This window comes from Flavobacterium xizangense, assembly GCF_054075145.1.
The window spans coordinates 838,151-861,966 of sequence record NZ_JBSIPG010000002.1 but is presented as its reverse complement, the minus strand read 5'-3'; the positions used below and the strand labels follow the sequence as shown (position 1 = coordinate 861,966).

Below are 23,816 nucleotides of genomic sequence, written 5' to 3'. Positions count from 1 at the left end.
AAAAGTTATATTTAAAACCTAAAATTGTAACTTACTGCAGGAACAATTCCGAAAATAGATGTTTTTACGGCTTCATTGTCACCTGTATCAACATTTTGTCGGAAATTTATTGACGCTGCATTTTTGCGATTGTACAAATTGTAGATGCTGAAAACCCATTCACCTTTCCAGTTTCGATCTTTATTTTTTCTCGGAGTCAAAGTTGCCGAAACATCTAAATGATGATACGCCGGCAATCGGTTTTCGTTTCGAAGGCCGTAGCTTGGAACCGTGATTCCTAAATATTCATATTGACCGTTAGGATAAGTAACTGGCATTCCGGATTGTAACGCAAAGTTAGCACCAAAAGACCATTTTTCGCTCAAATTATAAGCTGAAGTTATGGCTAGATTGTGTGTTTTGTCATAAGCCGAATTGTACCATTTTCCGTTATTGATTCCGGTTTCTTCAGGAGTTCTTCCTGGAGTTTGTTGTTCTGATTTTGATAAAGTGTATGAAATCCATCCATTCAATTTTCCTTCATTTTTCTTCACCATGATTTCTAAACCATAAGCGCGCATTTGCCCGTTCAGAATCACTTGCTCAATAGCATTATTTGCAATTAAATCGGCGCCGTCAATGTAATCAAGACGGTTTTGAATTTCTTTATAATAGGTTTCGACTTCTAAGGAGTAAGCACCGTTTTTGATATTTCTGAAATATCCAAGCGCCACCTGATCTGCGATTTGTGGTTTAATATAAGTGTCGCTTGGCATCCAAACGTCAAGCGGAGTAGGCGATGAGGTGTTTGAAATCAACTGAAGATATTGCGCCATTCGATTGTAACTCCCTTTTAGTGCTTCATCATCATTTAATTGATAGGAAACAGAAAAACGAGGCTCTAGATTATTATAATCTTTAATCGATTTGTTTTTGCCATAATATTCTGTGCCAATAGGAGTTGCTTTTTCATAAATCTGCATATCCGAATTGAAAAGAACCGGATTGTTGTTTTCATAAAGATTTACAGAAGAAGGGCCTAATCGATAAAACAAACTGTATCGTAATCCGTATGCAATTGTAATTTTCTTTGAAAGCTGATTTTCGGCATCAATGTAAACAGAAGGTTCGAAAGCGTATTTTTTATCCAATTGATCAGGGTTAATACCTGAATCAGGTCCGCTTGGTTTTATAGTTCCCGGATTAAACTTGTAGTAAATTCCGTTTAAACCATAACTCAATTTGAATTTATCTGAAATATAATGTTTGAAATCATATTTAATATTATAGTTTTGAATGCCCGAATCCCATTTAAAACCAACAAAATCAAGATCTAAACCATAATAATAATCACTGTAAATTAAAGATAGATTTGAAAACAATTTATCAGAATACAAATGATTCCAACGAAGATTCAGAGTTGAATTTCCATAAATATTCGTGAAACTTTTGTTTAAACTAAAGACATCGCGTCCAAAATATGCTGATAAATACAAACTGTTATTGTCATTTAATTTGTAACTCAATTTGGTATTCAGATCATAAAAATAAGCCGAATTGTCTTTTTGATCTTCAGAAAGTTTTAGAAATAAATGGGCATACGAAGCTCTTCCACCAATTAAAAAAGAACCTTTGTCTTTAACCAAAGGACCTTCGGCTAGAAGTCGGCTCGAAATTAGTCCGATTCCTCCGCTTAAATGAAAATCTTTACTGTTTCCATCTTTCTGATAAATATCCAAAACAGAAGAAGCTCTTCCTCCAAAACGCGCTGGAATTCCGCCTTTATATAATTTTAAATCCTTTATAGCGTCTGGATTAAAAACGGAGAAAAAACCAAACACATGAGAAGAATTGAAAATTGTCGCCTCGTCTAGTAAAATTAAATTCTGATCGGCCCCGCCACCGCGCACATTAAATCCCGATGCGCCTTCACCCGCATTTGTAACACCTGGAAGCAATAAAATAGATTTTAAAACGTCAACTTCGCCCAAAACAACCGGCATTTTTTTGATGGTTGCAATAGAGAGCTTGTTTGTGCTCATTTCCGGGGATTTGATATTGACTTTGCCTTTGTTTTCCTTAATGACAACTTCCTGCAATTCCTGACCTTCGCCTTCGCTAAGGCTGAAATTCATTTTGGTATTTTGGTCTAAAAGTAAAGTTTGCTGAATGGTTTGATATCCAATATAACTAATTTCAATTTGATGTTCTCCTTTTGGAATGGTCAGGGAATAAAAACCATATTCGTTTGTAGTAGTTCCAATTTTCAAAGATGGAATGTAAATATTGACAGCAATTAAGGTTTCGTTGTTTTTGTTGTCTTTTATAGTGCCACTCAAAGTGAATTTTTCCTGAGCAAATGAAGTAAACGCCGTTAAAACTAAAACTATAAGAATGCCAATTTTTCTTGAAATCATCTTTTTGATTTTGTTTTACATAGTTAAGAATTCTTACTAATATATTAAAGCCTAACGGCTGTTAAATGTTAGTTAAGATAAACAAAAAAGACAACCTTTATTCTGGTTGTCTTTTTTTATTTACTTACAAAAGCACATTTAGTTATGCTTTGGTATTATTTGATTTTAGCAATAATAGCATTAAATGTTTCGCTAGGACGCATTGCTTTGCTTACTAATTCAGGTGTTGGCTGGTAGTAACCGCCAATGTTCTGAGGTTTTCCTTGAGCACCAATTAATTCGGCGTCAATTTTAGCTTCGTTAGCTTCAAATTCAGCTGCGATTGGAGAGAAAATTGCTTTTAATTCAGCATCTTTATTTTGAGCAGCCAAAGCCTGAGCCCAATAGAATGCTAAATAGAAATGAGATCCACGGTTGTCAATCTGACCCACTTTACGAGCTGGAGATTTATCGTTTGCAAGGAATTTATCGTTTGCCTGATCTAAAGTCTCAGATAAAACAATTGCTTTAGAATTGTCTAAAGTTTGTCCTAAATGTTCTAAAGAAGCACCAAGAGCTAAAAATTCTCCAAGTGAATCCCAGCGTAGGTATCCTTCTTCTGTAAATTGCTCAACGTGTTTAGGAGCAGAACCTCCAGCGCCAGTTTCGAACAATCCACCACCGTTCATTAAAGGAACGATGGAAAGCATTTTAGCAGAAGTTCCTAATTCTAAGATTGGGAATAAATCTGTTAAATAGTCACGTAAAACGTTTCCTGTTACAGAGATAGTATCTAAACCTTTGATGATTCTGTCTAACGTGAATTCAGTAGCAGCAACTGGGTTTAAAATACGGATATCTAAGTTAGTAGTATCGTAGTCTTTAAGGTATTTTTGAACTTTTACGATTAATTCTCTATCGTGTGCTCTGTTTTCATCTAACCAGAAAACAGCAGGAGTACTAGATAAACGAGCTCTGTTTACAGCCAATTTAACCCAGTCCTGAATAGGAGCGTCTTTTGCCTGGCACATTCTGAAAATATCGTTTGTTTCAACGTTTTGTTCCATTAAAACATTTCCATTTGTATCCACAACGCGAACAACACCATCAGCTTTCAATTGGAAAGTTTTATCGTGAGATCCGTATTCTTCCGCTTTCTGCGCCATTAATCCAACGTTTGGAACACTTCCCATTGTTTTTGGATCAAAAGCACCGTGCTTTTTACAGAAATCAATTGTTGCAGTATAAATTCCAGCGTAAGAACGATCTGGAATAACAGCAAATGTATCTTGTGCTTTACCTTCTTTGTTCCACATTTGTCCAGAAGTACGAATCATTGCTGGCATAGAAGCATCAACAATTACATCAGAAGGAACGTGTAAGTTTGTAATTCCTTTATCAGAATTAACCATAGCTAAAGCTGGTCCATTTGCGATTGCCTGATCGATAGCCGCTTCAACTTCTGCTTGCTCAGGTCTTCCAGCAATTTTAGCGTAGATATCGCCTAAACCGTTTCTAGTATCAATGTTTAATTCAGCAAATAAAGATTCGTATTTTTTGAAAACATCTGCAAAATATACTTCAACGATAGCGCCAAAGATAATTGGATCAGAAACTTTCATCATTGTAGCTTTTAAGTGCACAGAAAGTAAAACTCCTGCTGCTTTAGCTTCAGCAATTACATCAGCTGCAAAAGCTTTTAATTTTTTTACACTTAAAACAGAGCTATCAATGATTTCGCCTGCTTTTAGTGGAGTACTTGCTTTAAGAACAGTTGTTGTACCATCTTTAGCAACGAATTCAATTTTTACATCGTTAGCTTCAGCCACAGTAAGTGATTGCTCACTTCCGTAGAAATCTCCGTTTGGCATTGAAGCTACTTTAGTTTTTGAGTCAGCAGACCAGACACCCATTGAGTGTGGATTTGCTTTTGCAAAGTTTTTAACGGCTCTTGGAGCTCTACGATCAGAGTTTCCTTCACGTAAAACTGGGTTTACGGCAGAACCTAATACTTTTGCATATTTTGCTTTAATTTCTTTTTCAGCATCCGTTTGAGGATCTTCAGGGAAATTAGGAACATTATATCCGTGAGATTGTAATTCAGCAATAGCCGCTTTTAATTGCGGTACAGATGCAGAAACGTTTGGTAATTTGATGATGTTAGCTTCAGGTTTTGTAGCTAATTGTCCAAGTTCAGATAAAGCATCTCCAGTTTTTTGAGCATCTGTTAATGATTCAGGAAAGTTTGATAAAATTCTTCCTGCTAAAGAGATGTCTCTGGTTTCAATAGCGATACCTGCTGTAGAAGTAAACGCCTGGACAATTGGTAACAAAGAATAAGTCGCTAATAATGGCGCCTCATCAGTTAAGGTGTAAAAAATTTTTGAATTCTGTGTCATTTTTTTTTTTTTTTTATAATCGTGTCGTCACGAGATGACGATATGAAAAGTATAGTCGGCTCAAAACGAGCGGAGCAAATATAATAAAAACAGTCCGAAAACGGTGTAGTTTTGTTTAGAAATGGTTGAATTATCAGATTGTTATTTCGTGCTTCTTAAATTGTCAAATCGATGATTTTGGTATTAAAAAATTACAGTTTTGATATTGGTTCAAAAGAAGACATAAAAAAAACTCGTTTCAAGTGATATGAAACGAGTTTTTTATAACAGATTGATAAATGATTATCTTCTTTTATCTTTAATCTTAGCTTTTTTACCAGTAAGTTCTCTGAAGTAGAAAATTCTAGCTCTACGTACAGCACCTTTCTTGTTGATTTCAATTTTTTGTAAAGCTGGTAAGTTTACTGGGAAGATACGCTCAACTCCAATAGCTCCAGACATTTTACGGATTGTAAAAGTTTCTGTGTTACCAGAACCTCTTCTTTGGATTACAACTCCTTTGAAAAACTGAGTTCTAGTTTTTTCACCCTCTTTAATTTCGTAGAAAACTGTGATAGTGTCTCCAGCTCCGAAATCAGGGAAATCTTTTTTAGCAACGAATTCGTTTTGAACGAATTTTAATAAATCTGCCATGATAATTTTATTATTATAGTTTTATATCGAGCAACATTCACGGATCTCGCCAGAGGTTGATCAAATTCGGGTGCAAATGTAAAAAATAATTATGAATTATAAATTGTAAATTGTAAATTATTTTAAGTTGCTGAAAAAAAGTTGTTTAAAGTGTTTTTGTTTCAGGTTTTTGCGTTGTGAATTGGCCCAAAACCTGAAACCTGAAACCTGAAACCTAAATTAATGCCCTTCAAGCAAATCTGGGCGTCTGTTTTTAGTATGTTCAAAAGCCTTGTCTTCACGCCATTTGTCAATTTTGGCAGCATGACCGCTGGTTAATACCTCCGGAACTTTCCATCCTTTATAATCTGCGGGTCTTGTATATATAGGTCCTGAAAGTAGATTATCTTGGAAACTATCTGTTAAAGCAGAAGTTTCATCACTTAAAACACCAGGAATTAATCTAATTAATGCGTCAGACAAAACGATTGCGCCTAATTCTCCGCCAGATAATACATAATCACCAATCGAAATTTCTTTGGTAATAAAATGATCTCTAACTCTTTGGTCAACACCTTTATAATGTCCGCATAAAATAATAATGTTTTCATACATAGACATTGTATTAGCCATTTTTTGATTCAGTGTTTCCCCATCAGGAGACATATATATGATTTCGTCATATTCACGCTGACTTTTTAAGTACGTAATACAGTCGTCAATTGGCTGAATCGTCATTACCATTCCTGCACCTCCTCCAAAAGGATAATCATCAACACTTTTTTGTCTGTTGGTGCTATAATCACGAAGATTGTGAAAATGTACTTCGACTAAACCTTTGTCAATAGCACGTTTCATAATAGAAGCTTCAAACGGGCTTCTTAATAATTCAGGTAAAAGTGTAATAATATCAATTCGCATTTCTCTTTTTCAAAAGTTTGAGTGCAAAGATACAAAGTAAATATGGAGAAATTTTAAAAACAGGAATTCAAAAAAAGAATAGCTTTTTTTAAGTAAAAAGGGACGGTTATGGATGTTGTTTTTTATGATTTAAGATATTGTTTGTCAGATTGATAAATAATAATTATATAACATTAAAATGTTTTTATGTAAAACAATATTTCTTACTTTTAAGTACTATTACATAGTTTTTTACTTACAGAAGTATTGCCTTAAATCTAAAAACTCGATCTAATGAAAAATATAATTTTATGTTTTGCTGTAATGACATTATATGCATGCGCAAGTTCAAAAAATACCGGAGATAAATGGGTCGGTAAATCAAAGCAAAGTATTATGAAAAGTTGGGGAACCCCAGTAAGGATATTTGATAATACAACGGATGGTGAAATACTGGTTTATGCAGATCAGGTTTATGAAAAAGATAAAGAACATGATTCAAGAATTGCAGGTACGTCATATTGGAATTACATTTATATTTATGTAGACAAATCTGGTAGAGTGGTTTCTTATAGAAATGAAAAACAAAATTATTCTCCTCAATCTATTGATTCTGATAAATTGGCAGCTATGAATTTGTTGACTGTGAAATGAATATAAAACAGAATTAACCGAAAAACATTTTATTTTGTTATAAATAAAATGTTATTTTTAAAAGTTCAATTTAAAAATAATTCGGATAGAAATGCCTTCTCAAAAAATAAAAATCTTCGCCATAAACGGAAGTACACGAAAAAACTCCAGCAATTTTAAAATTCTAAAACATATTTCTGAAAATATAAAAGAAGAATTTGAGGTTGAAATTTTTGAAGAATTAGATCAATTACTACATTTTAATCCCGATTTGGATCAGGAAATCCTCCCAGAAAAAGTCATTCAATTTAGAAATAAAATTACTCAGGCTGATGGTATCTTGATTTGTACGCCAGAGTATGTTTTTAGCTTGCCCGGAACTTTAAAAAATGCTTTAGAATGGTGTGTTTCGACTACTGTTTTTTCTGGAAAAAAGTCAGGACTTATTACTGCGTCAGCTTCGGGTAAAATGGGTCACGAACAACTTTTACTAGTAATGAAAACACTTGAAGCGAAATTTGATGATGCCTCACAACTTTTAATACAAGGCATTCGCGGAAAGATAGATAGCAAAGGCAAAGTTACAAATCCGGATACCGAAAAGGCTCTCGAAAGCTTTATAACCAATTTTGAAAATCAATTTTTTAATTGAGTTGTGCAACGTTTAAATAAAAACAGTAGTTTTACTTTTATACTTTTTCAAGATAAAAATGACAACAAGAAGAAACTTTATTATAAACACAAGCTTAGCTGCTGCTGCAGTTTTAGCTGCGCCATCATTAGCTTTTACTATGAATAAAAAAGAAATTGGATTACAGTTATATACGTTGCGTGACGAACTTCCTAAGGATGTAAAATCAACTTTAGAGAAAGTCGCAAAAGCAGGCTATACAACCGTTGAAACATATGGTTTTTCTATAAAAGACCAGTTTTGGGGGTTGTCGCCAAAAGAATTGAAGAAGATTTTGGACGATAATAATTTAAAAGCAGTAAGCGGGCATTATAATTTAGGAAGCTTTTTGTATGATGGAAATACCGCTGAACTTGTGGCCGCGATTGAAGCGGCAAAAATCTTAAAAAATGAATTTTTAACTATTCCGTGGGTTGAGGAGCATTTTAGAAAAAGTATTGAAAATTATAAAATAATAGCTTCACGTTTAAATGAGGCAGCCAAAATGTGTAAAGAATCAGGCCTGAAATTAGCGTATCACAATCATGATTTTGAATTTCAGAAACATGACGGCGTTACAGGTTATGAAATCTTGTTGAATGAAACCGATAAAGATTTAGTTTATTTTGAATTGGATTTATATTGGGTCGCAAGATCTGGAAATGATTCTTTAAAGCTGTTTAAAGAAAACTCGGGTCGTTTTAAAATGTGGCACGTAAAAGATATGGATAAAGTAAATCAGGCATTGAATACTGAAATTGGCTCAGGATTAATCGATTTTAAATCCTTATTCAAAGAAGCAAAACAATCTGGAATGCTTCATTTTTTTGTGGAACAGGAGAATAATTTTAAAGGAAATGCTTTTGAATCCATTAAAACAAGCTGTGATTTCATTTCAAAAAATCTAATTTAATTTATGAAGAAACTTTTTTTTCTGATAGTTGTAATTCTTTGTTCGTGCCAATCAAATAAAAAAGAAAATTCAGGGGCAAACCCGGAATTAAATCTACCTCCAGATCCCTATTTTGCAGAAATTAAAGTTAATGATGTAAAACTTCGTACGCCGGTTTTTGGTGATTGGCTATATTCTCATCCAGAAAAAGGACAGAGTTTTGAGCAATTTATGAATACAAAACATGTTGTGCCAACTAAAGAAGAAGATATTATTTATTTACAACCAATCGGGAAATTCGACGCATTGCAAGTAAAACAAATTGAATTGGTTCGCCAATATTTAGAAATATTTTTTCAGTTGAAAACCAAAGTTTTGAAAGAAGTTTCAAATGATATTATTCCAAAACATGTTAGAAGAAGTGGTGATCTTGGTCAAGAACAATTTTTGGCAGGATATATTTTAGATAGTATTCTAAAAAAGGAAAAACATGAAAAAGGAATCGCATTAATGGCGATAACAGAAAAAGACTTGTATCCAAAACCAGAATGGAATTATGTTTTTGGGCTTGCATCTTATAGAGATAAAATTGCGGTAAGTTCGATTCACAGATTGTATGACAAAACATTAGAAGGAGCAGATTTTAGTTTATGTTTAGAACGATTACTTAAAATCTGTTCTCATGAAATTGGGCACATGTTTGGCCTGCATCATTGTATTGAAGCCGATTGTGTTATGAATGGCACTAATAGTTTGTCTGAAACAGATGAACATTCACTTCGATTGTGTTCGCTCTGTCAAAGAAAACTAAATTCAGGATTCAAATACGATAATGTAAAACGGCTGAAAGAATTAGAAAAGTATTTTAAAGAAAATAACCTGACAGAGGGATTAGAATTAATGAAAAAAGATATTGAAAAAGTTAAAAATGAATAAAATGGCAAGTAGCAAAGAATTTATAAAAGGAGATGAAATCGAGTGGGAAGTAGTAGGAGAAGGAATTAAACGCAAAATTTTGGCTTTTGATGACCGAATTATGCTTGTAAATGTTCATTTTGAAAAAGGCGGAATTGGTGTTTTACACGATCATTATCATTCGCAGGTCACTTATATTGCAAGCGGAAAATTTGATGTAACTATCAGTGGCGTAACTCAGACTTTAAAAGAAGGCGATAGTTTTTATATTCCACCTCACGCTGTTCATGGCGTTGTTTGCCTTGAAACAGGAATGCTTACTGATGTTTTTAGTCCTGTTCGAGAAGATTTTTTAAAAGCTTAAAATTCAATAGTATTGGTGCAAAAATATCCTGATCTTAATTTAAATTTTAAAAATTTATAGATTTTTTAAAGTTTTGCTAAAGATTAGATTGGTATTTTTGCATCATGAATTTATCAAAAACTAATGTACTGTTTATGGCAGTTTGCACTGGTCTTATAGTTGCAAATCTTTATTACTGCCAGCCTTTGATTGTTTTAATTGCCAACGAATTTAAAATTCCCCAAGCCAGTGCTGGAACAATAACATATCTGACTCAGGCAGGTTACGCTATTGGTTTGTTTTTTATGGTGCCGCTTGGCGATAAAATAGAAAGGAAAAGGCAAATTTTAATGACCACTTTTGCGTCTGTAATTGCTTTGCTGATTGCAGCAACGGCAAAAAACTTTTTTATTCTGCAAATAGCTTCGTTATTAATCGGGATTACATCGATCGTACCACAACTTATTTTGCCTTTGGCGGCGTCATTAAGCACGACGGAACAACGCGGAAAAGTTATTGGAACAATCATGAGCGGTTTATTGGTTGGTATTTTGCTTTCCAGAACTTTAAGCGGATTTATTGGCCAGGTTTTAGGTTGGAGATCTATGTTTTACATTGCAGCGGGAATTTGTCTTTTAATCTTTTTTGTGATCCAAAATAAATTTCCAGTTAATAAACCACAGTTTCAAGGAACTTACGGGCAACTCATTCAATCATTATTTACACTTATAAAAACACAGCCAGTTTTGCGTGAAGCTACAGCAATCAATGTTTTCAGTTTTGCTCAATTTGGCGCTTTCTGGACGACTATGGTTTTACTGCTTTCGGGCGAACCGTTTAATTTTAATAGTGCTACAATAGGTTTATTCGGAATTGTGGGGGCTTCTGGGGCTTTGGCAGCACCTTTGGTTGGAAAAATTGGAGATAAAGGAAATTCTAGAATTGCAGTAGGTTACGGCTGTTTATTGATTTTGATAAGCTTTCTGATTTTTTATTTTTCAATAGAAAGCGTAATCGGAATTGCAATTGGAATTGTATTTATTGATATAGGAATTCAAGGTGTTCACATTTCAAATCAAACCCGAGTTTATTCATTACTGCCAGAAGCTAGAAACAGACTTAATACCGTATTTATGTCGTTTAGCTTTTTAGGAACCGCCGCTGGATCTGCATATGGATTAATGCTTTGGAAGTTGGGCGGATGGCATGCAGTTGCAATTGGATGCATTGGCTTATCAGCATTGGCATTTACAGTTTACGGACTTACTTATAAATCTAAAAATAGAAAGACAAATTGATAAATAATTAATTTGTAAATTTGCATTCGAATAAAAAAAAATACAACAATGGAAAACGGAATATACGCTAAATTCAATACTAGCAAAGGTTCGATTTTAGTAAAATTGACACACGATTTGACACCAGGAACTGTAGGAAACTTTGTTGCTCTTGCAGAAGGAAATATGGAAAATAAAGTAAAACCTCAAGGACAAAAATTCTATGATGGATTGAACTTTCACAGAGTAATTGCTGATTTCATGATTCAGGGAGGATGCCCTAAAGGAACTGGAACTGGAGATCCAGGATATAAATTTGATGATGAATTCATTCCAAGTTTAAAACACGATCGTCCAGGAGTTTTGTCTATGGCAAACTCAGGCCCTGGAACTAACGGTTCTCAATTTTTCATCACACACGTTCCAACTCCTTGGTTAGACGGTAAACACACTGTTTTTGGACATGTTGTTGAAGGACAAGATGTTGTTGACGCTGTTGCTCAAGGTGATGCTCTTGAAACTTTAGAAATTATCAGAGTTGGTGAAGAAGCTGAAAAATGGAACGCAATTGAAGCTTTCATTTCTTTGAAAGGTGCTCGTATGAAAAGAGAAGCAGCTTTAAAAGCTGAATCTGAAGCAAAAATGGAACAACTAGCTGCTGGTTTTGATAGAACTGAAAGCGGTTTACGTTATAAAATGATTCAAAAAGGTGAAGGAAAAAGAGCTGAAGCAGGAAAAACAGTTTCTGTTCACTACGAAGGTTCTTTAGAAAACGGAAAAGTTTTTGATTCTTCTTACCCAAGAAAAAAACCAATCGAATTCAAATTAGGAATTGGACAAGTTATCGAAGGATGGGATGAAGGTATCGCTTTATTGCAAGTTGGAGACAAAGCTCGTTTTGTAATTCCATCTGATTTAGCATACGGGCCATCTGGTGCAGGAGGAGTAATTCCACCAAACGCAACTTTGGTTTTTGACGTTGAATTAATGGACGTTAAATAAGAATTTCAAAGCAATTTAGTATTGTTTTAAATAGCTATCCCATATGCCGCGGCATATGGGATTTTTTTTATATTTACTTAAAATAAAAACAAAACCAAAGTAATGAAATCAAAAATTTTAATTTTAGCCGCTATAGCATTATTTGCAGCATCATGCGGTACAAAAAAAGTGCCAGCGACTCCTCCAGTTGCACCAGCAGTTACAGAAACTGCAAAAGCAAAGGAATTGACTCCAGAACTTGCGGCAGGTAAAAGCTTATATGAAAACAGCTGTGCAAGATGTCATAAGTTGTATGAGCCAACTAAATTTACGAAAGAAGAATGGCAACCAATTTTGGTTCGCATGCAGAAAAAAGCAAAGTTGGATGATACTAACATGGCTTCGATAACTAACTATATTCATTCGCAATTGTAAATATTGCAATTGAGCAAAAACAAAAAAACTATTCAATTTTGAATAGTTTTTTTGTTTCCAGACAGATATAAAAAAACACCTTCATAAAAATGAGGTGTTCAAAAAAGTTACGAAGTATGTACTTCTGAATTGTCAACGGCAATTATTTTTAAAGTTTTGATTCCGGCAGGTAATTCCCAATCTACTTGGTCATTTTCTTTAAAACCAATAATGGCAACACTCAAAGGCGCAAGAATCGAAATTTTAGATTGTTTTAAATCAGCAGACGACGGCAAAACAATTTGTATTTTCATTTGTTTTTGAGCTTTAACATCTTCAATTGTTACAAAAGAATTGATTCTGATAACCGTAGGGTCTAAATCACTTTCTTTACTAATAACAGCGCGATCTAATTCTTGCGATAACTGGTTTGCTTCTTTGGTATTGGTTGCGTTTTTACTTTTTAAAATTAGTTCTCTCAGGAAGTTATATTCTGATTTACTAAAAGTGGGTGTTGGTTTCATATCTGTTTGAATTTATTGTTTTGTTTTTTTGAATGATTTTTCTTCTTTTATAAATTAAAAACGGAGTTCTTTTATAACCTTGCTTGCGGTCAATTTTTTGAAATGCTTTAAATATGGAAAAACAAAAAATATCTGACCAAAATTGATTTTTGTCAAATAAATAAATGTTTAAATAGATGTAAATCCTCCGCCCGAAAGAAGAAATGAAATAGACGGAGGCCTAATTAATAAAGGCCTTGCTATGTGAAATAAATACAGCAGAATGCGGTTTTCTTGTAGAAGAAAACAGGGAAACCGAAACTGTAAATAATTGTATAGTGTTCACAATGAGTATTTATTGCTTGTTTTGCAAAGATAAGAAACTTTTTTAAATGTTTATTTCCATTTAATATTGCAGCAATAGTGTTTTTTGCCACTCCAGATAACTATCGGGAGTGGCAAAATTTATTTATGAATTCAGAAATTCAAGTAAGTCTTTATTCAATCTGTCTTTTTCAGTGTAAAATAAGCCGTGTGGCGCTCCTTCATAGGTAATGAAAGTATTGTTTTCGATTGCTTTGGCTGTTTTTTCTGAACTTATTTCAATAGGAACATTTTTATCATCAGTTCCATGAATTATTAAAGTTGGAACTTTAATCGTGTTAAGTTCATCTCTAAAATCGGTTGTATTTAATGATTCTGCACATTGCAAAGTTGCTCTTGGAGAAGCTACTGAACATAAATTTCTGTAATATTCGAGTAAAGGCGTACTCAAAGGTTTATTGATGATGTTTACACCAAAAAATATTTTACTAAAATTATCCAAAAAACCAATTCTGTCTTCTTTTATTGAAGCTGCAGTTGCTTCACTTTTTTCTTTCGGACGACCTTCAGGATTGTCTTCTGTTTTTCCTAAAAATGGAACAATAGACGAAATTAGAACCGCTTTAGTAACACCTTTTCCCTGATATCGGCTAAAATAACGCACAACTTCTCCACCTCCCATAGAAAAGCCTACCAGAGTTATGTCATCTAACTGCAATTGTTCAATAATTTCGCTTAAATCATCAGTCAAAGTATCATAATCGTAACCTTCCCAAGGTTGAGATGATTTGCCAAAACCACGACGATCATACGCAATTACCCTGTAATTATTCTGAACCAGAAATTCTATTTGATACTCCCACATTTCGTTTGAAAGTGGCCATCCATGAATCAAAATTACGGGTTTTCCTTTTCCATAATCTTTTACGTAAAGTTTTACATTTTTTGCAGTTTCAATATATTTATCACTATTTGATTTATGTACTTCATAATCAAAGTCTTTAAGAGAAATTCCGGGAGTTATTACAGTATTTTCCATTTTGTATATTTTAAATATTAGTAAAAAAATGAATAGTTAAAATTAAATGGATAGAGTAAAAACTAATTATGGAATTAGTGCAATTCATTACAAAATTATAGGTTTGTAAATAAACTAGATAAAAGACAAAATGGATTTAACCTGGAATGAATTTGAAAGAACCGATATGCGTGTTGGAACTATTGTTGAGGTAAATGATTTTTCCGAAGCACGAAAACCAGCATTTCAATTAACGATAGATTTTGGTTCCGAAATTGGAATCCGAAAATCATCGGCACAAATTACAAAACGTTATGAAAAAGAAGATTTGGTAAACAGACAAATCGTTGCGGTAGTAAATTTTCCTAAGAAACAAATCGGAAAATTTATGAGCGAATGTCTGGTTCTTGGCGCTGTAGGCGAGGAGGGAGATGTTATTTTATTAGCGCCAGATTTTAAAATACCAAATGGACTTAGAATAGGATAGTTTTTTAACGCATAGAAACATAGTCTGAAATAATCCTAAAAAGGCATTCCATTTTTATAAAAACATCCTGATAGCTATCGGGAACTATGCGTTAAGAAATGAGTTTCTTTTTTTATAATTCTTTTTTTTTGAATGAGATCTATGTTTCTATGTTTTAAAAACAAGGGATTAAGGGTTAATCTTTTTAATCAGTTGATTTAAGATCAGTTGCCCTTCTTCCCAATATTTTAAATCAGAATCAGAATTAATGTGGCCTTGTTGCCCAACGTTTACAAAATCGCTTCCCCATTTTTCAGCAAAATATTTTTTTCTTTCGAAAGAGGCATAAGGATCATTTTCGCTGGCAACTACAATTGACGGAAATGGTAGTTTGTAAATTGGCATTGGCGAAAAATTTCTAATAATATCTGGCGTATGTTCTGGCGAATCAACATCGGCAGGCGCGACCAATAAAGCGCCTATTATGTTTTTATTCGAATTATTTTCGGCCCAATGCAGTACCAAAGAAACGGCAAGACTATGCGCAACTAATATTGTCGGATTTTCTAGTTTTGAAGTTTCTTCATTCAAACGTGCAATCCAATCTTCACGAACTGGTTCGTCCCAATTGTCTTGAACCAAGCGAATTGAATTTTTGAATTTTTCGTGCCAAAAAGTCTGCCAGTGTTTTTCTCCAGAATCTCCAAGTCCTGGTAAAATTAAAAGTTGAGTTTCCATTGCCGTGGATTTTATTTCGTTTATTTTTTGTTTTGCTTTTCTTTTAGAATTCGGTTTACTTCATTAACAAGAAGTGGAAAACCAGGTTCTGTCATTCCGTGTCCGTAACCGTCTAATTCATAAAGCTTTGTTTGTGTATGACCAACTAATTTCATCATTCTTGCCATATATGCATTTTCTTCATAACGCCCTAACATTTCTAGTTCACGATCTCCGGTAATCAATAAAAGGGGAGGTGCATCTGCGCGAACGTGAAATAAAGGTGCTAAAGAATCAATTGTTGGCTGTTTTTCCGGAATTCCATTTTGTCTTCTGATTTCAAAATGCGTAATACATTGCCCGCTAAACGGAATTAATCCTGCAATTTTATTGGCATCAATTCCTTCTTTTTCAAGCCATTTTTTGTCCAAACCAATCATCATACCCAAATAACCGCCTGCTGAATGCCCTGAAACAAAAATCTGAGAAGAATCGCCACCGTAATTGCTAATGTTATTAAAAGCCCATGCTACAGCAGCAGCAGCATCTTCAATAGCTTTTTCTGCTTTTACTTTCGGCGAAAGCCTGTAATTAACGCCAATAATGGCAAAACCTTTGTTTTTTAATGCATCAGGAATTTCTTTGTTTCCGCCAGTTAATCCGCCGCCGTGAAACCATACAATTGTTGCAAAATTCTTGCTGTTTTTTGGATAATAAATATCTAAAACACATCTTTCGTTACTATAACTGTCCGATTTGTTTGCTGCGACATTGTAATATTGGATGTTTGATTTTGTTTCATATTCCGGTTTTTGTGCAAATGCTGAAACACTAAAAATAACGAAGCTTAGAAGGAAAAGTAATTTTTTCATTTTTTTATAATTGTCAATTTAGCTGAACCCAATAGCACTTCAGTTATAAAGTTCGATTAAAATTATAGAATTTAAATGTATAAAAAAAGCCCAAAATGCTATACAAATTGGACTCGTACTTTTTAAAAAGTTATCTGGAGACTAAATATCGTCAAAATCAATATCAGTAAAGCTGGATCTTTGTGTTTCAGCTTTGTCAGAACTGTATTCTTTTTTAAAATCTTTTTGGTGTCTTTCAGAGATTACTTCTTCGCCTTTGTGGTTCAAGACGTATGAAGTCATTTCTTCTAGTATTTCAGCAAATGCACTAAAATCTTCTTTGTACAAGTAAATTTTGTGTTTTTTAAAATGAAAAGAACCATCTTCCTCAGTGAATTTTTTACTTTCGGTAATCGTGATGTAGTAATCGTCAGCTTTTGTAGCTCTCACATCAAAGAAATAAGTTCTTCTTCCTGCTCGTAATACTTTAGAAAAAATCTCTTCTTTTTCTAACATGTCATTTTCTCTCATAATACGTTCTATCATTTTTTGGAATTAATAGTACTCAAAAATCATAAAAAATTATCTATTACACAACAATTAAAGTAATTCTTTTTCCGAAAGTTGTTTTAAATATAACGATGAATAATAACCGTCCTGATTTATTAATTGATTATGAGAACCTTGTTGAATGATTTTGCCATCTTCTAAAATGATAATCTTGTCGGCATTTTTGGCCGATGAAACCCTGTGGCTCACAATAATTGTAGTTTTATTTTTACAAATTTCAAACAAATTATTTAAGATAGTTTCTTCGGTTTCTGTATCGACCGCAGAAAGACAATCATCAAAAAGTAAAATTGCCGGATCTTTGATTATGGCGCGTGCAATTGATACACGTTGTTTTTGTCCGCCCGAAAGTGTTATGCCTCTTTCTCCTAAAATAGTGTCGTATTGTTTGTTAAATGCTGCGATATTATCATGAACTACTGCATTTTTTGCTGCTTCGATAACTTGTTCATCTGTGGCATTTTGATTACCAAATTTGATGTTGTTTTTAATCGTATCTGAAAATAGAAAGGCGTCTTGAGGCACAATTCCGATATTGTTTCGCAAATCATTTAAATTCAAAGTGCTGATTTCATTTCCATCAATTGTTATTCTTCCATCGGTAACATTATATAAACGAGAAATCAAAGAAAGGATGGTCGATTTTCCTGAACCTGTTTTTCCTAAAATAGCTAATGTTTCTCCGTTTTTAACGGAAAATGTTACATTTTTTAAGGCCTCAATATTAGTATCTTCGTATGTGTAACTTACATTTTCGAAAGCAATAGAACCTTGAATTTCAGATGAATTCGGATTGTTGTTTTTGATTTCTGGCTCGATTTTCAAAAATTCATTCAAACGTTTTTGTGAGGCTTCTGCTTCCTGAACCATCGACGAAACCCAGCCTAAAGAGGCTACTGGCCAGGTAAGCATATTTACATATAAAATAAATTCGGCAATGGTCCCAATGTTCGGAATCGTTCCGTTGATGTACATTACGCCTCCGAAATAAATCACAACCAAATTACTGATTCCGATTAGGGCAATCATCAAAGGCCCAAAAAGCGATTGTACTTTGGCTAAATCCAAACTTTTGCGTTTGCTTTCATCAGCAAGATCAATCATGTTGTTTTGATGCTGATTTTCTAATGAATACGCTTTTATAACACGGATTCCCGAGAAAATTTCTTGTGTAAAACTCGAAACTTTGGATAAATATTGCTGAAATGTTGTGCTTCGTTTATTGATTTCTGAACTCAGTTTGAAAATACAATACGACAAAATTGGCAATGGCAAAATCGTATATAATGTCAGCAACGGCGATACATTATACATATATATTATAACGATCGCAAAACGGATAAACGTATTGATGGTATACATTACCGCCGGACCTACATACATACGAACTTTTGAAACGTCTTCAGAAATTCGGTTCATTAAATCTCCAGTACGATTTTGTTTGTAGAAATTTTGAGAAAGCGTCTCGTATTGTTTGAAAACCTCATTTTTCAAATCAAACTCAATATGACGCGACATTACAATCAATGTCTGGCGCATTAAAAAGGTCAGGAAACCCGCTACAATTGCACTTCCAATGATTAACAGTACGTTATGAATTAAATCTTGTCTGTAAAAATCTCTAATTATTGGGGATTTCTGATCTGCTTCAGAGAGTTTTAGAAAGCGCTCAATCACATCAAAAGAGTGGCTGACCAATTTTGGAGTGAATAAAAAGAATATTTGTGCGATTATTGTGATTAAAATTCCAAAAGAGAAACTGAATTTATATTTGATGAAATATTTGTTTAAATAGCTTAATTCTTTCATTTTTTTAAGAAATGTGATATTGAATTGATTTAAAATTATGAATTATTATTAATTAAAATTATAATAAATTACGATTTAATCAAAACAATTATATTGTAAAATTGTTATTTTAAAGATAAAAAATTAGCACATGTGTATTTTTTAATTATGTTTGAGATGTCTTTTTGACAAATTCATAATTTTAACTAATTAATACTAGCGCTATGGATGCAACTTTCACAACTGGAAAGGAACTTCAAAAAATGGATCCTGTTTTTGGTCAATTATCTTTTGACGATCACGAACAAATTGTATTTTGCAATGACAAAGATACAGGTTTAAAAGCAATTATTGGTATTCATAATTCAGTTATGGGACCAGCTTTAGGAGGCACCAGAATGTGGAATTACAACACAGAATGGGAAGCTTTAAATGATGTTTTACGCCTTTCAAGAGGTATGACTTATAAATCTGCCATTACCGGATTGAATATTGGTGGTGGAAAAGCGGTTATTATAGGTGATGCTAAAACGCAGAAAACTCCTGAATTAATGCGCAAGTTTGGAGAATTTGTTCACTCTTTGAGCGGAAGATATATTACTGCTGAAGATGTTGGAATGGAGACAAAAGACATGGATACTGTGAGAGATGTAACGCCTTACGTTACAGGAATCTCTGAAGAACGTGGTGGATCTGGAAATCCTTCACCTGTTACAGCTTACGGAGTTTATTTAGGAATGAAAGCGGCTGCTAAAAGTCAGTTTGGTTCTGATGTTTTAGATGGTAAAAAAGTTTTGGTTCAGGGAATTGGACACGTGGGGGAAACTTTGGTTGAATATTTGACTAAAGAAGGAGCACAGGTTACAATTACTGATATCAACGAAGAAAAATTATATCAGGTAGCTTCAAAATACAACGCAACAATTTATACAGGAGAAGATTTGTATACTGCTGATGTTGATATTTATGCGCCATGTGCGATGGGAGCAACTATCAATGCAAATACAGTTGACAAAATTAAAGCTAAAGTTATCGCTGGTGCTGCCAACAATCAATTAGCAGATGAGAATGTTCACGGTGCAAGATTGCAGGAAAGAGGAATTTTATATGCTCCGGATTTCTTAATCAACGCTGGTGGAATTATCAATGTTTATGCTGAATTAGCAAACTACGGTAAAGCTGAAATCATGAGCAAAACAGAGAATATTTACAATACAACTCTGGAAATCATTGATTTTGCAGCTAAAAATAATATCACTACTCATAAAGCGGCGCTTACAATTGCTCAAAATCGTATTGATGCGAGAAAAATTGAAAACGCAGCTAAGAAATAATATTTTATAGTTTACAGTCTTAGTCTCAGTTTGCAGTCGCAGTTTTCAATTATATCGAAAAATGTGATTGTAAACTGAGATTTTTTTATGCAGTTTCTAAATCACGCAATACAGAGACTGAATGCTACGACTTTGAAGCGTTTTAGATTATACCGAAAACTGTGACTGTAAACTGCGACTTTTATTCGATTCGTAATATCTTGTAGAAAACTACGACTGCGACTGCAAACTGTGACTAAAAACCGCGACTTTTTTGCGATTTAATTTTATTATAAGAATTGAAATTCTTAATTTTGCAGACTAATTTTTAAAAGTTCTTACAAGGTGGTAAACAGAAGACACATACGCGTTAAAGTAATGCAATCTATTTATGCAATGCATCAAAGCGGTTCTGATAATATGGAAAAAGAAGAAAAATTTCTTTTTTACAGCATAGACAATATTCAGGACTTATATCTTATAATGCTTTCTTCATTGATTGAAATTTGCAAAAAAGAATCAGTATTCCTGCATTTATCAAGCAAAAAACACCTTGCAACTGCAGCAGAACGTAACCCGAATGAAAAGTTTGTTAAAAACAAAATTTTTCAACTTCTTGCCGAAAGCAACTCTCTTAGCATCGCTTTAGAAACTCGTAAAATCAACAATTGGTCTTTAAACGACGATTATATCATTTTGCTTTTAAATGATATCAAAGCAAGCGATATCTATAAAAAATACATGAGCAACAACATTAATACGTTTGAAGAAGACAGACAATTTATTATTGATTTGTTTGAAAATGTAATTGTTCCGAATGAGAAATTATATGAGTATTTAGAAGATGATAAATTGACGTGGGTTGATGATATTCCGGTTGTAAATACACACATCATCAAACAATTAAAAGCGATCAAAAATGAAGATCCAGATGCTTTTAGAGTTCCGAAATTATACAAAGATGTTGAAGATAAGGATTTTGCAAAAGATTTGTTTCGACGTACAGTTTTAAACGAAGCTGTTTTTGCAAAAGAATACGATGATAAAACACCAAACTGGGACAGCGAACGTATTGCAGAAATCGATACTATTATCTTGAAAATGGCAATTTGCGAGTTTTTGAAATTCCCTTCAATTCCTGTAAAAGTAACTCTTAATGAATATTTAGAAATTGCAAAAGAGTATTCTACACCAAAAAGTAGTATTTTTATCAACGGAATTTTAGATAATCTTGTGAAAGAACTTGAAGCCAATAAAAAAATGGTGAAAGTAGGAAGAGGTTTGATGTAAAATTAAAATAAAAAATAAATTTTGGCTGTCACTCTGAGCGACGTCGAAGAGCTAGTCGAAGAGAAAACATTAATATAAATCAAAAACAACTATGGGACAATTAAGTCAATTTGCACCTTTTCTTTTAATGTTCGTGGTGATCTACTTCTTTATGATTAGGCCACAGCAAAAAAGAGCTAAAAATGAAAAAGAATTTGAAAGCAACCTAAAAGTAGGTGATAAAATAATTACAAAAAGTGGTTTTCACGGTAAAGTTGTTGAGCTTGCAGAGACTACGGTTGTAATCGAAACAATGTCTGGAAAATTAAAATTAGAACGTTCAGCTATTTCTTTAGAATTGAGCGCTACTTTGAATAAAAAAGCTTAGTTTTTAAAAATTTTCAATTTAAAAATCTCAAATTCCTTAATGGAGTTTGGGATTTTTTTTGTTTCAAAATGGACAGTTATGTGTATATGATTGTCATCTATGACAAGATTATTGATTTAAAATATAGCCTGTGGTTTCAACCACGGGGACCCAATCATAGCCGTAAACCATTTCCCTGTGGTTGAAACCACTGGCTATGTTTAGCAAAATGATGGATGTTTCTATGCAAAAAACCTTTGTCGAAGTTTTAAGCTTTAACAAAGGTTTTATATAGTTTGAATTTAATTATTGAAAAATAAATTACCTGTATTTATCATTTAGCCCAACATTCGCTAAAATCATCGGAATTACTTTTTCGATTCTTGAAAGTTTTGTCTTTTCCTGTTTTGCAGTCTCAATATATTCTAAAAACTCATATTGTTTATAAGGACTAAACTTCTCAAAGGCTTCTTTTAAAGCCGGATTTTTACTCATTTCTTCATTAAGAAGTTCAGAAATAATCGCTTCTTTTTTAGAAGGTTTAATGACTTTCCCTTGTTTCTCGTTTTCAATTGCTTCTTTAATGTACTCTAAAATCACTTTTTCGTTGATTTCATCTTTAGAAGCAAAACGCCATTGTCGCAACGATTTTGTGACTTCTTCCTGAGCGTTTATCAATTTCTTCTTTTCATCTTTTAAGAATACGCCATTAAAAAACCATAAAGCAAAATAATCTTTAAATCCGCCAATTCCAACAACGTTTTTTTTGTCGTAAACATAAACAGTACCGCCCCATTTTGTGGTTTCAGTCAGTTCAGTTTTATCGATAATGGCTTTAAGCAGAAGCAATTCTTCTTCCCACTGACTGCCGTATTTCCACATGCCTTTATTTTCAGATTTAGCGTCCAATTATTTTGTTTTTTTAGATTTTTCTGTTGTATCAAAAATTTCTGGAATGGCAGTTAATTCAGCAATTTTTACAATTACTTGTGTTGCCTTCTGAATGCTTTCTGCAGGAACATATTCGTATTTTCCATGGAAATTATGGCCGCCGGCAAAAATGTTCGGACAAGGTAATCCCATAAATGATAATTGAGAACCATCAGTTCCGCCACGAATTGGTTTAATGATTGGTTTGATGTTTAATTCGCGCATTGCTTTTTCGGCTATATCGACAATATGTTTTACCGGAAGTACTTTTTCCTTCATATTGTAGTATTGATCTTTTACAACTGGAATCACAATATCTTCACCGAATTTTTTGGCATATTTTTTATTGAAGTTTTTCGCAATCTTAAAAATAAGTTCTTTTCGTTTTTCGAATTTCTTTTTGTTGTGATCACGAATAATCAGTTCCAAAAGAGTTTCTTCGATATTTCCTTTAATATGGTGAACGTGGAAAAAACCTTCGTAACCTTTTGTTTCCTGAGGTGTTTCTCCTTTTGGAAGTTCATTGATAAATTCATTGGCTAAAAGCATAGAATTGATCATTTTTCCTTTTGCATAACCAGGATGAACACTTTTTCCTTTGAAAGTAATTTTAGCTCCGGCAGCATTGAAATTTTCGTATTCTAATTCGCCAATCTGGCTTCCATCCATTGTGTAAGCCCATTGTGCGCCGAATTTTTCAACATCAAAATGATGCGCACCACGGCCAATTTCTTCATCAGGAGTAAAACCAATTCTGATTTTTCCGTGTTTGATTTCCGGATGCTGAACAAGATATTCCATTGCCGAAACAATTTCTGTGATTCCGGCTTTATCATCGGCACCTAATAAAGTTGTTCCGTCAGTTGTGATGATTGTCTGGCCTTTATATTGAAGTAAATCTTTGAAATAATTTGGAGATAAAACAATGTTTTTTTCAGCATTTAAAACAATATCTTTTCCGTCGTAATTCTCAATAATTTGAGGTTTTACGTTCGCTCCGCTAAAATCTGGTGAAGTGTCAAAATGAGAAACAAAACCAATAGTTGGTACTTCATGCTCAACATTACTTGGTAAAGTCGCCATAATATAGGCTTTATCGTCAATTGTAACATCTTGTAAACCAATCGCTTTTAGTTCTTCGACTAATTTATTGGCAAGATTCCATTGTTTTTCTGTACTTGGTGTTGTTTGAGAATTTGGATCTGATTCGGTATCAATTGTTACATAACTGATAAAACGATCTATTATATGTTGCATTTTTTTGTTTTTTTAGCAAATATAGAAATTTT

The 23,816-nt window shown here is 33.4% G+C and carries 24 protein-coding genes; 12 read left to right on the top strand and 12 right to left on the bottom strand.

Translation table 11 applies throughout. The features are described 5' to 3' along the window. Positions 1–11: 11 nt before the first annotated feature. The 4 genes from ACWA1B_RS09370 to trmD form a co-directional block, all read right to left on the bottom strand. The gene (locus ACWA1B_RS09370; RefSeq protein ID WP_456906212.1) at positions 12–2,396 is read right to left on the bottom strand and encodes a TonB-dependent receptor; all 2,385 of its coding nucleotides are present in this window, start codon (positions 2,394–2,396) and stop codon (positions 12–14) included. 155 nt (positions 2,397–2,551) lie between these two features. Further along, a complete protein-coding gene (locus tag ACWA1B_RS09365) occupies positions 2,552–4,774 on the bottom strand; it encodes an NADP-dependent isocitrate dehydrogenase (protein WP_456906210.1) in 2,223 nt (740 codons plus the stop codon). Positions 4,775–5,056: 282 nt separating this feature from the next. Further along, positions 5,057–5,407, bottom strand: coding sequence for a 50S ribosomal protein L19 (gene rplS, locus ACWA1B_RS09360; protein WP_057124480.1), 351 nt, complete (start codon positions 5,405–5,407; stop codon positions 5,057–5,059). Between the two features lie 219 nt (positions 5,408–5,626). Further along, a complete protein-coding gene (trmD, locus tag ACWA1B_RS09355) occupies positions 5,627–6,307 on the bottom strand; it encodes a tRNA (guanosine(37)-N1)-methyltransferase TrmD (protein WP_456906208.1) in 681 nt (226 codons plus the stop codon). 273 nt (positions 6,308–6,580) lie between these two features. Between trmD and ACWA1B_RS09350 the strand changes: the two genes are divergently transcribed. The 8 genes from ACWA1B_RS09350 (at position 6,581) to ACWA1B_RS09315 (ending at position 12,432) form a co-directional block, all read left to right on the top strand. Next, entirely contained in the window at positions 6,581–6,940 is a 360-nt protein-coding gene (locus ACWA1B_RS09350; RefSeq protein ID WP_456906206.1) for a hypothetical protein, read from the top strand. A 91-nt stretch (positions 6,941–7,031) separates the two neighbouring features. Next, positions 7,032–7,571 (top strand): NADPH-dependent FMN reductase, encoded by a 540-nt coding sequence (locus ACWA1B_RS09345; protein WP_456906204.1) that lies wholly within the window; start codon positions 7,032–7,034, stop codon positions 7,569–7,571. Between the two features lie 58 nt (positions 7,572–7,629). Then, on the top strand, positions 7,630–8,502 hold the full coding sequence (locus ACWA1B_RS09340; protein WP_456906202.1) for a sugar phosphate isomerase/epimerase family protein: 873 nt from the start codon (positions 7,630–7,632) through the stop codon (positions 8,500–8,502). A gap of 3 nt (positions 8,503–8,505) precedes the next feature. Further along, the gene (locus tag ACWA1B_RS09335) at positions 8,506–9,417 is read left to right on the top strand and encodes an archaemetzincin family Zn-dependent metalloprotease (RefSeq protein WP_456906200.1); all 912 of its coding nucleotides are present in this window, start codon (positions 8,506–8,508) and stop codon (positions 9,415–9,417) included. 1 nt (position 9,418) lies between these two features. Further along, positions 9,419–9,760, top strand: coding sequence for a cupin domain-containing protein (locus tag ACWA1B_RS09330; protein WP_456906198.1), 342 nt, complete (start codon positions 9,419–9,421; stop codon positions 9,758–9,760). Positions 9,761–9,894: 134 nt separating this feature from the next. Then, entirely contained in the window at positions 9,895–11,037 is a 1,143-nt protein-coding gene (locus ACWA1B_RS09325) for an MFS transporter (RefSeq protein WP_456906195.1), read from the top strand. A 48-nt stretch (positions 11,038–11,085) separates the two neighbouring features. Beyond that, on the top strand, positions 11,086–12,018 hold the full coding sequence (locus ACWA1B_RS09320; RefSeq protein WP_142449754.1) for a peptidylprolyl isomerase: 933 nt from the start codon (positions 11,086–11,088) through the stop codon (positions 12,016–12,018). 102 nt (positions 12,019–12,120) lie between these two features. Next, entirely contained in the window at positions 12,121–12,432 is a 312-nt protein-coding gene (locus tag ACWA1B_RS09315) for a cytochrome c (protein WP_456906193.1), read from the top strand. Positions 12,433–12,539: 107 nt separating this feature from the next. Here ACWA1B_RS09315 and ACWA1B_RS09310 read toward each other — a convergent pair whose 3' ends face one another. Continuing rightward, positions 12,540–12,935, bottom strand: a complete 396-nt coding sequence (locus ACWA1B_RS09310) for a GreA/GreB family elongation factor (protein WP_456906191.1) — start codon at positions 12,933–12,935, stop codon at positions 12,540–12,542. 448 nt (positions 12,936–13,383) lie between these two features. After that, positions 13,384–14,277 (bottom strand): alpha/beta fold hydrolase, encoded by an 894-nt coding sequence (locus ACWA1B_RS09305; RefSeq protein ID WP_456906189.1) that lies wholly within the window; start codon positions 14,275–14,277, stop codon positions 13,384–13,386. A gap of 130 nt (positions 14,278–14,407) precedes the next feature. On the opposite strand from ACWA1B_RS09305, the gene ACWA1B_RS09300 reads away from it, so the two are divergent. Beyond that, positions 14,408–14,743, top strand: a complete 336-nt coding sequence (locus tag ACWA1B_RS09300; RefSeq protein ID WP_456906187.1) for a tRNA-binding protein — start codon at positions 14,408–14,410, stop codon at positions 14,741–14,743. Positions 14,744–14,911: 168 nt separating this feature from the next. Here ACWA1B_RS09300 and ACWA1B_RS09295 read toward each other — a convergent pair whose 3' ends face one another. The 4 genes from ACWA1B_RS09295 to ACWA1B_RS09280 form a co-directional block, all read right to left on the bottom strand. Beyond that, positions 14,912–15,460: an RBBP9/YdeN family alpha/beta hydrolase gene (locus ACWA1B_RS09295; protein WP_456906185.1), complete on the bottom strand. Its 549-nt coding sequence runs from the start codon at positions 15,458–15,460 to the stop codon at positions 14,912–14,914. Positions 15,461–15,480: 20 nt separating this feature from the next. Next, complete coding sequence (locus tag ACWA1B_RS09290) at positions 15,481–16,311, bottom strand: alpha/beta hydrolase (protein ID WP_456906183.1); 831 nt, start codon at positions 16,309–16,311, stop codon at positions 15,481–15,483. A gap of 141 nt (positions 16,312–16,452) precedes the next feature. After that, on the bottom strand, positions 16,453–16,821 hold the full coding sequence (locus ACWA1B_RS09285; RefSeq protein ID WP_026728980.1) for a PUR family DNA/RNA-binding protein: 369 nt from the start codon (positions 16,819–16,821) through the stop codon (positions 16,453–16,455). A gap of 69 nt (positions 16,822–16,890) precedes the next feature. Continuing rightward, entirely contained in the window at positions 16,891–18,669 is a 1,779-nt protein-coding gene (locus ACWA1B_RS09280; RefSeq protein WP_456906181.1) for an ABC transporter ATP-binding protein, read from the bottom strand. Between the two features lie 203 nt (positions 18,670–18,872). On the opposite strand from ACWA1B_RS09280, the gene ACWA1B_RS09275 reads away from it, so the two are divergent. The 3 genes from ACWA1B_RS09275 to yajC all read left to right on the top strand — a co-directional run bounded on the left by ACWA1B_RS09275 (position 18,873) and on the right by yajC (position 21,618). Then, a complete protein-coding gene (locus ACWA1B_RS09275) occupies positions 18,873–19,982 on the top strand; it encodes a Glu/Leu/Phe/Val family dehydrogenase (RefSeq protein WP_456906179.1) in 1,110 nt (369 codons plus the stop codon). A 357-nt stretch (positions 19,983–20,339) separates the two neighbouring features. Further along, entirely contained in the window at positions 20,340–21,251 is a 912-nt protein-coding gene (gene nusB, locus ACWA1B_RS09270; RefSeq protein WP_456906177.1) for a transcription antitermination factor NusB, read from the top strand. Positions 21,252–21,342: 91 nt separating this feature from the next. After that, positions 21,343–21,618, top strand: a complete 276-nt coding sequence (gene yajC, locus ACWA1B_RS09265) for a preprotein translocase subunit YajC (protein WP_142449743.1) — start codon at positions 21,343–21,345, stop codon at positions 21,616–21,618. A gap of 300 nt (positions 21,619–21,918) precedes the next feature. On the opposite strand, the gene ACWA1B_RS09260 is transcribed toward yajC, so the two are convergent. Further along, positions 21,919–22,506, bottom strand: a complete 588-nt coding sequence (locus tag ACWA1B_RS09260) for a YdeI/OmpD-associated family protein (protein ID WP_456906175.1) — start codon at positions 22,504–22,506, stop codon at positions 21,919–21,921. After that, positions 22,507–23,784 (bottom strand): peptidase T, encoded by a 1,278-nt coding sequence (gene pepT / locus ACWA1B_RS09255; RefSeq protein ID WP_456906173.1) that lies wholly within the window; start codon positions 23,782–23,784, stop codon positions 22,507–22,509. Positions 23,785–23,816: the final 32 nt, after the last annotated feature.

Excerpts from the sequence above, each read along its gene's own strand:
- ACWA1B_RS09370 (WP_456906212.1), bottom strand. The coding sequence starts at position 2,396 with ATGATTTCAAGAAAAATTGGCATTCTTATAGTTTTAGTTTTAACGGCG.
- ACWA1B_RS09365 (WP_456906210.1), bottom strand. The coding sequence starts at position 4,774 with ATGACACAGAATTCAAAAATTTTTTACACCTTAACTGATGAGGCGCCA.
- rplS (WP_057124480.1), bottom strand. The coding sequence starts at position 5,407 with ATGGCAGATTTATTAAAATTCGTTCAAAACGAATTCGTTGCTAAAAAA.
- trmD (WP_456906208.1), bottom strand. The coding sequence starts at position 6,307 with ATGCGAATTGATATTATTACACTTTTACCTGAATTATTAAGAAGCCCG.
- ACWA1B_RS09350 (WP_456906206.1), top strand. The coding sequence starts at position 6,581 with ATGAAAAATATAATTTTATGTTTTGCTGTAATGACATTATATGCATGC.
- ACWA1B_RS09345 (WP_456906204.1), top strand. The coding sequence starts at position 7,032 with ATGCCTTCTCAAAAAATAAAAATCTTCGCCATAAACGGAAGTACACGA.
- ACWA1B_RS09340 (WP_456906202.1), top strand. The coding sequence starts at position 7,630 with ATGACAACAAGAAGAAACTTTATTATAAACACAAGCTTAGCTGCTGCT.
- ACWA1B_RS09335 (WP_456906200.1), top strand. The coding sequence starts at position 8,506 with ATGAAGAAACTTTTTTTTCTGATAGTTGTAATTCTTTGTTCGTGCCAA.
- ACWA1B_RS09330 (WP_456906198.1), top strand. The coding sequence starts at position 9,419 with ATGGCAAGTAGCAAAGAATTTATAAAAGGAGATGAAATCGAGTGGGAA.
- ACWA1B_RS09325 (WP_456906195.1), top strand. The coding sequence starts at position 9,895 with ATGGCAGTTTGCACTGGTCTTATAGTTGCAAATCTTTATTACTGCCAG.
- ACWA1B_RS09320 (WP_142449754.1), top strand. The coding sequence starts at position 11,086 with ATGGAAAACGGAATATACGCTAAATTCAATACTAGCAAAGGTTCGATT.
- ACWA1B_RS09315 (WP_456906193.1), top strand. The coding sequence starts at position 12,121 with ATGAAATCAAAAATTTTAATTTTAGCCGCTATAGCATTATTTGCAGCA.
- ACWA1B_RS09310 (WP_456906191.1), bottom strand. The coding sequence starts at position 12,935 with ATGAAACCAACACCCACTTTTAGTAAATCAGAATATAACTTCCTGAGA.
- ACWA1B_RS09305 (WP_456906189.1), bottom strand. The coding sequence starts at position 14,277 with ATGGAAAATACTGTAATAACTCCCGGAATTTCTCTTAAAGACTTTGAT.
- ACWA1B_RS09300 (WP_456906187.1), top strand. The coding sequence starts at position 14,408 with ATGGATTTAACCTGGAATGAATTTGAAAGAACCGATATGCGTGTTGGA.
- ACWA1B_RS09295 (WP_456906185.1), bottom strand. The coding sequence starts at position 15,460 with ATGGAAACTCAACTTTTAATTTTACCAGGACTTGGAGATTCTGGAGAA.
- ACWA1B_RS09290 (WP_456906183.1), bottom strand. The coding sequence starts at position 16,311 with ATGAAAAAATTACTTTTCCTTCTAAGCTTCGTTATTTTTAGTGTTTCA.
- ACWA1B_RS09285 (WP_026728980.1), bottom strand. The coding sequence starts at position 16,821 with ATGAGAGAAAATGACATGTTAGAAAAAGAAGAGATTTTTTCTAAAGTA.
- ACWA1B_RS09280 (WP_456906181.1), bottom strand. The coding sequence starts at position 18,669 with ATGAAAGAATTAAGCTATTTAAACAAATATTTCATCAAATATAAATTC.
- ACWA1B_RS09275 (WP_456906179.1), top strand. The coding sequence starts at position 18,873 with ATGGATGCAACTTTCACAACTGGAAAGGAACTTCAAAAAATGGATCCT.
- nusB (WP_456906177.1), top strand. The coding sequence starts at position 20,340 with ATGCAATCTATTTATGCAATGCATCAAAGCGGTTCTGATAATATGGAA.
- yajC (WP_142449743.1), top strand. The coding sequence starts at position 21,343 with ATGGGACAATTAAGTCAATTTGCACCTTTTCTTTTAATGTTCGTGGTG.
- pepT (WP_456906173.1), bottom strand. The coding sequence starts at position 23,784 with ATGCAACATATAATAGATCGTTTTATCAGTTATGTAACAATTGATACC.